Raw genomic sequence first — 9,535 nt, 5'->3', positions numbered from 1 at the left:
AATAATGCCGTAACCGGAGAAATGAATATTAAATATCCGTTCCATATCTCAGAATATGCGCATTCTATGGGTAATGCCTGTGGTAACCTGATTGATTACTGGAATGCCATTGAGTCGACTAACTTCTTTTGTGGTGGCGCTATCTGGGACTGGATTGACCAGGCTGTCTATAATTATCGCGAAGATGGTACACGTTACCTGGCCTACGGTGGCGACTTTGGCGATAAACCCAACAGTGGTCAGTTTGTGATGAATGGTATTTTATTTGCTGAGCGCGATTTGAAGCCACAGTATTATGAGGTGAAGAAAGTTTACCAGCACATCGGTTTTAATGCATTCGATATTAAAGAAGGTGAAATTGAAATTTTCAATAAGTATTATTTCAAATCACTGGCTGATTATAATTTGAGCTGGTCTCTATGGGAAAATGGGACTGAGATTGAAAATGGTCAGCTGGCTTTTGAGCCAATCGCTGCAAGAACCAAAACTACAGTCAATTTGCCTTATGATTTTGACAAATTTAAAGCGGGTTCCGAATACTTTGTCAAACTGCAATTGACCTTGAAAAATAATGAGCCATGGGCCGATAAAGGCTTTGTAGAGGCCGAAGAGCAGTTCTTGTTAAAAGCAAAAACAGAAGTGCCTGCGATGGCTGCAGTAGCTAAAGCTGCAGGAGGTCAAGTAAAATTGACTGATGCGGCTAACAACATCAAAGAGGTAAGCGGTCAAAACTTTATCGCCAAATTCAACATGGCAGACGGTTCGTTATATGGCTTAGCTTACAATGGTCAACTCATCATTGCCGATGGTAACGGTCCAAAGTTGGATGCCTTCCGCGCCTTTGTTAATAACGATACCTGGGGTTACAAAAGTTGGTACGAAAAAGGTTTGCATAATTTGCAACATAAAGCTATTGACTCAAAAATAAGAAGCAATGCGGATGGAACAACTACCCTGGCTTTTACCGTGGTTTCGCAAGCGCCCAATGCAGCCAAACAGCATGGTGGCACAAGTGGTAATGTACTGTCGGTTGAAGAGCTGACTAATGAGAAATTTGGTGAAGATGACTTCCGTTTTGTGACCAACCAGATATGGACGGTATACCCAGATGGATCTGTGGAATTGCAGTCAAGCATTACGACGAATGATGAACAGTTTGTATTACCACGCCTGGGGTATTCCATGACTATTCCAAAGGTTTACGAAAACCTGACCTATTACGGCCGTGGACCAATTGGTAACTACAACGACCGTAAGACGGCTCAGAATATACAGAAATACACAACGACTGTAGCCGAAGAGCTTGTCAACTTCCCGAAACCACAGGATATGGCCAATCACGAGGAGACCCGCTGGTGTGCCTTAACCAATAATAGACATGTCGGAGCTCTATTTGTAGCAGCTGATGAAATGGTGGTTAGTGCCTTGCCTTACACCGCTCAGGACATGGGAACAGCAGCTCATATTTATGAATTGCCAGAACCGGGAGATATCACTCTTCATTTGGATATGAAAGTAACAGGATTGGGAGGAGCCAGCTGTGGACAGGGCGCACCTTTAAAGCACGATAGAGTATATGCCGGTCAAAACGATTTTGGTTTTATCATTCGTCCTGCGGGTGAAGATTTAGATCAAATTGCACATGTGACTCCATCAGGTGTAGTGCCAGTAACAATAACGCGTTCAGCTAATGGTAAAGTTAAAATCTCATCGACCAAAGAGGATGCCCAATACATTTATGCTGTTAATGGAGGAAAAGCAAAAGCTTACAGTGTGCCTTTCTCTATGCGCGAAGCAGGTACCATTAAAGCCTGGTTCAAAGGCAATAAATATTCTGAAGTGTCGATGACCTTCAATAAAATTGAAAAGATTGAAACAAGGGTTGTCTTTGTCAGTAGTGAAGAACCGGGTGCCGGTACCGCAGCCACCAATCTGGTGGATGGAGATCCGTCAACGACCTGGCATACCATGTACTCAGTCACGGTAGCACAATTTCCGCACTGGGTTGATTTTGACTGTGGTGAAGCTAAAACTATCAAAGGCTTCACTTACCAGCCGCGTCAGAGTGGAAGAAATGGTGATATCAAGGACTATACGATTCATGTGAGTATGGATGGTGAAAACTGGGGAGAACCAGTACATGAAGGTCAGTTCTCTAAGGATAAAAAAGAGAAGCGTGTGTTATTTAAAGAGCCCTTAAAGGCCCGTTATATGCGTTTTACTGGTGTTAGTTCACAAAACGGTCAGGACTTTGCCGGAGGTGCTGAATTTGGTATTCTGGCAGAATAAGTATGGATATAGGAAGAGGTATGATAATAGATCATACCTCTAATAATTACTTATTTTTAGGTTCGGTTCCTTTTCTCAACAACTACATTTGCAACTTCAGCACTCACGGTTGCAATTTTTCCGATTGGGATTTAAAAAAGTACTCCTTTGTTTTGAATTGGATAGCTTTGTTCATCCGTATAAAAATAAATCTTCAGTTGAAGTGCTCAGCACCCCATCTGAACTTCATCTCTTATTTTAACTTGAGTGTTGAGCACCTCAGTTGAAATAAGAGATGAAGTTCAATTCAAGTAATACAAAGACAGTATTTTTCAGGTTAGGGCCTCAGGCCTCTAACTAAATTTTCATAGATTCTTTTAACAGTTATAGTGCCGAGTACTACAACTGTAAATAAATGGATTAAATATCCAACTATGCCGCTGAGCGGCATAGTTAAAAACACATAAAGTAACATATATCGCAGTGGAGAAATACATTGAAGATGAACCGTTATTTAATACAAGTCTTTTATTTTCTCCATATTCTTCTTAATCAAAGCTTCGGTTGTTCTGGCATAACGTTGAGTCATTTTCGTACTGGAATGACCAAGCGTCTTTGATACAACTTCCAAGGGCATATTATTCTCTAGGGCAACCGTTGTTGCAAATGTATGCCTAGCGGTATGCGTTGATATGGGTTTATCAATACCACATATAATTCCTATTTCTTTCAAAAAAGCATTCATTTTTTGATTGCTTAAAACAGGAAGCGCCATACCTTTTTCAATGAGTTCCGGTTTGTATTCGTACTTTTCCATTAACTTTTTGGCGGCCTCAATCACAAAGATGGTGCTCATCTGATCCGTTTTCTTGCGTTTTTTATGAATCCATGTAATTCCGTTTGCATCTGTTGTAATGTGCTCACGTTTTAGAGACTTGGCATCAGAGAAGGCCAAGCCTGTAAAGCAGCAGAATACAAAAACATCACGAACCTGCCTTAAGCGTTCTATATCTATTTTTTTATTGATGACTGTATCCAGTTCCTCTTTGGTGAGATAGACGGCATCAACAGGTTTCAGTTTGAACTTAATGGTAGCAAACGGGTCTTTCTTCATCCAACCATTGGCCAAGGCAATGCGAACAATTTTTTTGAAGTTTTTCAAATACTTAATGGCAGTATTGTGCGCGCATTTGCGTTCTGTTTTTAAGTATAACTCATAATTACGTATAAACTGATGGTTTAGATCTTCCAAAGCCATGTCTTCACGTTGATACTGCCATCGAATAAAATCTTTTGTGTGCATATAGCTAGTTTCGTAGCGCTGAACAGTGTCTGGAGCAAAATCAATACCGATTAGCTTCTTGGCGTTGTCATTATGCTCCTGGAATACTCTCAGGATAGTCCGTCTGGTTTCTTTTTTACCAATTAGTTTTTCCTGAATGATTCGAGCTGTTACAGATTGATTATCCAAGATCATAAAATCAATATAGGATAGAATCTTTCGTTGATATTGATCAATGAACTCATTGAGTTCACCTATTTCAAGAGTTCGGCCTTTTGCTCTTTCTTTTTTGTCATCCCAATTTTTAGGGTTAATATGCTTTTTAAGTGAGAACTCTGTTCTTTCCTTGTTAATAGTAATTCTTACGAAGATTGTTGCATCTCCACTTTTGGTAAGTTTTGTTCTTTTAATGAAGAACAGGATTTTGACATTTTCAAGTCCGCTCATAATGATAAATTTTAGTGTTAAAATTATTTATATGAGTTCATTTTCGAACGATCCAAAACCGAGTAATAGAGCGCAATGTAGCGTGATTTAAAACTATCAATCGAGGACTTTTTTAGAGAAAATTAAGTCCTCGATAAGTCCGCTCAAAAACTGCGTTTTTTTGCATCTTTTTGCAAAATATTGCGCATTAAAAAACCCTGTAAGTGTTGACTTACAGGGTTTTGCTTAAAATTGCTTTCGCTATCAGCGGAGAGAGAGGCTTGTGAACCTTCTCTCTAATATCGCTATATATCAATATTTTATAATCTTGTCTTTTGGATGAGTCACGATTTAGCCACTACTTTTTAACTAAGCCAAAAACTCGTCAAGTCCTACAATATTTCAGGTTCGAATTTACATTTTTTTATTGAAATGCCAATATGATATTTTGTTAAGCTAATGGTGAAATGTTTCTTATAGACTTTCGTAATAAGTGTTTGCAAAAGCCATAATGATGGCTTGAAGTTTAACAATACTTATTAATAGAAATGGAGCAAGAAACAGAAAAATTTATTAGAAAGGTGGAACAGAAATTTAAGGGAGGGCAGGTCAGTATTACAGAATTCGAAAGATTAATAAAAGAATGGGGACAACTGATAGCTGTCAGCTGTTATGAGCAGCATAATATGAAACAAACATACCTAAATCTTAATCACTTAAAATTTACCGTGCAATGGTTCAAACAACAAAACGCTGATAAGAGCGGACATTTACAGTACTTCTTAGATAATATGATTCAATACATAGGTGTTGAATTAGAGAGCTTAACCATGTATCCAGAGATTGCCATAGAAACACCAGAGGTTAATGGCACACAATTTAATACAATGCGTTGGACAACCAACAAACGTTCTCTGATAGAACTTATTTGTGCATTGAAAGAAGCCGGATGCATCAATAAAGGAACCATTCCTCTACAAAAGTTAGTTGAGCATTTTGGGGCAATATTTGGTGTTGATTTGAAAAATTACCACCAAGAACTTTATAAAATAGCAGCTCGTAAACCACAGGATAACACCGATGACCGAGCTTATTTCTTGAATGCCTTAGCAGGTAAGTTTAATGAAAAGATGCTCGTTTTATAGTAAAAGTTGCGCCACTTGCTAGGTAAGTAGCCCTTTAAAAACTTTCCTTGTTGTCACATTTGCCCTGAACAAAAACAGTCAGAGCATGAACGTTATAACATTTGAATCCGAAGCCTATCAGGCTCTTGTTGACAAGATAGATTCTCTTTCTCAACTAATAGACATACATCAACAAAAGGTAAATCCAGATGAAGCATGGGTTAACAGTGATGATGTATGTACTTATCTGGGAATTAGTCAACGCACTTTGCAACGCTTACGAACCAATGGCGAAATCACCTATTCTCTTTTAGCAGGTAAAGCTTATTACACAATTTCTGAAGTAAAGCGATTGCTTGAAAACCGAATAGTGAGAAGTACAGCGCAATCGGTAGATGAGCTTTGTGACCAATACAAGAAGCGTATCAATAGTTTTCAAGGCAAAGGGAAATAATAACGCTAGTCCTTAATTTCTAAAACTTTTAATGAATGGTAGTTTACCTCTCCGGAATCAATTACGAAACTAACAAGCAAGAGTTAGAAAGATTAAAAGCCAACTTGTTTGATTTGGGCTGTACAATTATTACTCCAGAAGCCAAAGAACTGGATAAGCTTATCTGGTCTGAAAATGTACGTCTTCGATTGAGTTTTCTACAGAGCAGCAGTACAATTTACATGCTGCCTAATTGGAAAGAAAGCGCAATGGCCAGAATAGAGCTAACGGCAGCGATGAATGAGAAAATGCCACTTTGCTTTTCTCCCAACGATATTCGAGAATTAATAACCACCCTTGATAGATAGTATATGGTTACGGTGGAGTTGAACAAGGGCAGCTCCACCTTTTCTATACTTTTAAAAACGATTTATATGTCAGTAATATCATTACCTTCTAATACAGTCTCCAAGCTTTTTTACTTCGATAACAGAGTAAGAAGCTTTTACGAAAAACACGGTTTCAATTCTATTCCTTTTGATGGACAAAAGGTGCAGGAAATGATTGATGCCTCACAACAAGAGCTAACAGAATTATTTCTCAAAATATGGGGTTCATCTATGGGCTATCACCTTTTGGATAAGTTTTACAGTTACCGGGGTAATATCTATGAGTTCTTTATGTGTTTAGATAGTACGAATAGGGAAATGTTAACAGGTAAAGACTGGTAGATGATGGATGCAAATTATTTAATAGAACAGATTAATGGTGATGTTCATGGCGTTATCTCCAATTTCATTGAGTTGAAAAAAGCCGGAACCAGTTTTACTGCTTGTTGTCCCTTTCATAATGAAAAGACACCATCTTTTAGTGTGAATCCGGCAAAAGGCATCTTCAAATGTTTTGGGTGTGATAAAGGCGGTGATGCTATTGAGTTTATTAAGGAACATGAGGGAGTTGACTTTAAAGAAGCCGTTGAAATTGGTGCTAAGAAACTGAACTTGGATTTTGAATGGAAGAAAAGTTCCAACTTCGACCAAGCTAAATACAGACACATTGAAAGTATGCAGGTAGCTTGCAATTTAGTAGAGCGTTTCTTTACAGAAAACCTATCCAACCCGGAAGCAAAAAAGTACATTGAACAACGTAATCTGGTAACTCCGGACAATGATAGTTTAAGTATGGGTTATGCTCCAAATGGTAATGCACTACTAGCTTATGCCAGAAAGAATGGAGTAAAAACGGAAATACTGGAAGAGGTTGGTGTTTTAAAAAGTAACGACAAGGGTGTCTATGACTTCTTTCGTAATCGGCTGATATTTCCAATCTCCAATTCCAGAGGTCAAACCATCGCTTTTGCCGGACGTGATTTGAGTGAAAACTCAAAAGTAAAATACCTGAATACCCCGGAGAGCTGTATCTATGTAAAAGGAAATGAATTGTATGCTTTAAACGCTGCAAGATTTACCATAAAATCAGAAGGCCGGGCATATATAGTCGAGGGTTATCCGGACGTATTACGAATGCATTCCGTTGGTATTACTAACACAATAGCCACATGCGGAACAGCTCTAACTACAGCACAGGCAAAATTATTAAGGCGTTATACCAATAAAGTAACCCTGATTTATGATGGTGATAGTGCCGGATTACGTGCCACAGACCGGAATGCGGAAATACTGATTAAAAACCAGTTTCATGTATCGGTTATTATTCTACCGGAGAAACAAGACCCGGACACACTTTTTACCTCAAAAGAGATATTTCTTCAATACAACGAGAAGCAAACCGATTATGTCATTTTTAAAACGGCTCAATATGCTAAAAAGTCCACCTCCGACCCGGTATTTAAATCGGAAGCCATTAAACGTATATCGAAGCTCATTGCCAATTACGATAAAAGCAAGCAGGAGGTTTATGTGGAGTTTTGTACCGAACACATTAAACCAAAGAAAGCATGGCAGGATGCGCTCAAGGAACTCACCAAGGATGAACCACAAAACAACCAACGTTACACTATTCCAAAGCACGTTAGCTTAAATGATTTCAATCGTTGGGGCTTTTATGTGGAAGATAATTGTTACGTGTTCCGGAATAAGAAAGGCGATGACTTTGTTACGCATTCCAATTTCGTCATGTCTCCCCTGTTCCATATTGAGAGTATCATTAACGCCAAGCGATTATATGAGATAAAGAATAGACATAACCTGACTAAAATTGTAGAACTTCCGCAAAGGGATTTGGTGAGCATTACGAACTTTAAACTTCAAATTGAATCATTAGGTAATTTCCTATGGACTGGTGGAGAAAGCGAACTTAATAAGCTCAAAGCATGGCTGTATGAAAAGACAAAAAGCTGTAAGGAAATTACTCAATTAGGTTGGCAGCGTGAAGGTTTCTTTTGTTGGGGAAATGGAATTTTCAATGGCGATGAGTTTATAAAAGCAGACCGATACGGCATTGTAAAACACACAGACCGATACTATTACATTCCTGCCTGTTCTGAGATTTATTCTGATGATGATACCCTGTTTGAGTTTGAACGCCATTTTATTCATAACGAAGGTAATGTCACTCTATATGAATACGCTCAAAAATACACAGCTGTATTTGGTGAAAATGGAATAGTGACCTTGGCTTTTTACTTTGCCTGTTTATTTATGGATGTGGTTGCTAAACGCTTTGATAAGTTTCCCATCCTGAATATGTATGGCCAGAAAGGTTCAGGTAAAAATACCTGTGCAGAAAGCATCCTTTATATGTTCGGCAAGAAAGGTAAAGTACCCAACCTACATAACTCCAGTAAACCATCAATTGCTGACCATGTTGCTACAAGTGCCAATGCTGTTTGTGTTCTGGATGAATACAGGAATGACCTTGAAATGGAAAAACGTGAACTACTTAAAGGTTTCTGGGATAAAACCGGACGTACCCGGATGAACATGGACAAGGATAAGAAGAAAGAAACCTCTAAAGTGAATCAGGGTATTATTGTTTGTGGTCAGCAAATTGCTACAGCTGATATTGCTTTATTCAGTCGCTTTGTGGCATTGGGTTTCTCAAAAACAGTGTTCTTGCAGGAAGAAGAACAAGCCTTTCACAATCTGGAGCTTATTAACAAGCAGGGCTTAACGCAAATCACGCATCAATTACTCAAACACCGGGAAGCCTTCTCCAAACATTACAACCAAACGGTAAGTGCCATTAGTGAGAAGTTTCGTGAACTGCTTGGTGATACTTCCATTGAAACCCGGATTTTCAATAATTGGCTCACCATCGCTTCGGCTTATGCTACAGTTGCAAAAATTGTAGAGCTGCCGTTTAATTACGATGAAATCATTCGCTTGTTTGTAAAAATGATGACCACCCAGAATAAAGAGACGGCACGTAACGATGATTTGGGTGTATTCTGGAAAACCGTGCAATACCTTATTAGCTCCAATATGCTTTTTGAAGGTGGGGATTACAAGGTGATGTATATGGATAGAATTAACCGAACCTTTAAGCAAAATGGTGAATGGCAAAAAAGCGAAATTGTACTTCCTGAACCACAGGATATTTTATTATTATCCGTAAGCCGGGTGTTTGGATTATATAAATCACAGGCTTTACGAGAAGGTGATAAACCGCTTCCGGAAGCTACGGTTGAATATTATCTTAAAAACAGTCCATCTTTTATTTGTGATACCAAGAAGGTAAGCTTCAAAAAGATTGATGCTAAAAGCGGAATGCAGGAATACGATGAAAACGGCAACAAGAAATTTACCAGTACCACTGCATTTGTATTCTATCTCGACCAACTAAATCTTAATCTGGAAAGTGCAAAAAGGCAATAACAGTACATTCAATCTTATAGGCAAAACGAGGGTTTCATCTGGAGAAGCTCTCGTTTTTTTGTTGGATAAAAAAGAGAAGCAGTTGGAACATAAACTTAAAACACTAAATCTTCTTACAAATTTAGTTACTTAGGTAACTTATAATACTTAGAATAGGATTATATCT

At 38.4% G+C, this 9,535-nt stretch carries 7 protein-coding genes; 6 read left to right on the top strand and 1 reads right to left on the bottom strand.

The window, feature by feature from the left end; genetic code table 11:
* Positions 1–2,289, top strand: a 2,289-nt coding sequence (locus FNN09_RS10690; protein WP_143302304.1) for a discoidin domain-containing protein, incomplete at its 5' end; no start/stop codon positions are given.
* Between the two features lie 493 nt (positions 2,290–2,782).
* Here FNN09_RS10690 and FNN09_RS10685 read toward each other — a convergent pair.
* On the bottom strand, positions 2,783–3,997 hold the full coding sequence (locus FNN09_RS10685; protein ID WP_143302302.1) for a site-specific integrase: 1,215 nt from the start codon (positions 3,995–3,997) through the stop codon (positions 2,783–2,785).
* Between the two features lie 527 nt (positions 3,998–4,524).
* On the opposite strand from FNN09_RS10685, the gene FNN09_RS10680 reads away from it, so the two are divergent.
* The 5 genes from FNN09_RS10680 to dnaG all read left to right on the top strand — a co-directional run bounded on the left by FNN09_RS10680 (position 4,525) and on the right by dnaG (position 9,369).
* Entirely contained in the window at positions 4,525–5,121 is a 597-nt protein-coding gene (locus tag FNN09_RS10680; protein WP_143302300.1) for an RteC domain-containing protein, read from the top strand.
* An 85-nt stretch (positions 5,122–5,206) separates the two neighbouring features.
* A complete protein-coding gene (locus FNN09_RS10675) occupies positions 5,207–5,554 on the top strand; it encodes a helix-turn-helix domain-containing protein (protein WP_143302298.1) in 348 nt (115 codons plus the stop codon).
* Positions 5,555–5,589: 35 nt separating this feature from the next.
* Positions 5,590–5,901 carry a DUF4406 domain-containing protein gene (locus FNN09_RS10670; protein WP_143302296.1) on the top strand — a complete coding sequence of 104 codons (312 nt, stop codon included), beginning with the start codon at positions 5,590–5,592 and terminating at the stop codon, positions 5,899–5,901.
* Positions 5,902–5,967: 66 nt separating this feature from the next.
* Positions 5,968–6,264, top strand: a complete 297-nt coding sequence (locus FNN09_RS10665) for a hypothetical protein (protein ID WP_143302294.1) — start codon at positions 5,968–5,970, stop codon at positions 6,262–6,264.
* Complete coding sequence (gene dnaG, locus FNN09_RS10660) at positions 6,265–9,369, top strand: DNA primase (protein WP_143302292.1); 3,105 nt, start codon at positions 6,265–6,267, stop codon at positions 9,367–9,369.
* The last annotated feature ends 166 nt before the right edge of the window (positions 9,370–9,535 follow it).

The organism is Carboxylicivirga sp. M1479 (assembly GCF_007097485.1).
In the GTDB taxonomy this organism is placed as follows: domain Bacteria; phylum Bacteroidota; class Bacteroidia; order Bacteroidales; family Marinilabiliaceae; genus Carboxylicivirga.
This window is presented reverse-complemented; position numbering and strand designations above follow the sequence as displayed.

Coding starts and splice junctions, on each gene's coding strand:
- FNN09_RS10685 (WP_143302302.1), bottom strand. CDS start 3,997: ATGAGCGGACTTGAAAATGTCAAAATCCTGTTCTTCATTAAAAGAACA.
- FNN09_RS10680 (WP_143302300.1), top strand. CDS start 4,525: ATGGAGCAAGAAACAGAAAAATTTATTAGAAAGGTGGAACAGAAATTT.
- FNN09_RS10675 (WP_143302298.1), top strand. CDS start 5,207: ATGAACGTTATAACATTTGAATCCGAAGCCTATCAGGCTCTTGTTGAC.
- FNN09_RS10670 (WP_143302296.1), top strand. CDS start 5,590: ATGGTAGTTTACCTCTCCGGAATCAATTACGAAACTAACAAGCAAGAG.
- FNN09_RS10665 (WP_143302294.1), top strand. CDS start 5,968: ATGTCAGTAATATCATTACCTTCTAATACAGTCTCCAAGCTTTTTTAC.
- dnaG (WP_143302292.1), top strand. CDS start 6,265: ATGATGGATGCAAATTATTTAATAGAACAGATTAATGGTGATGTTCAT.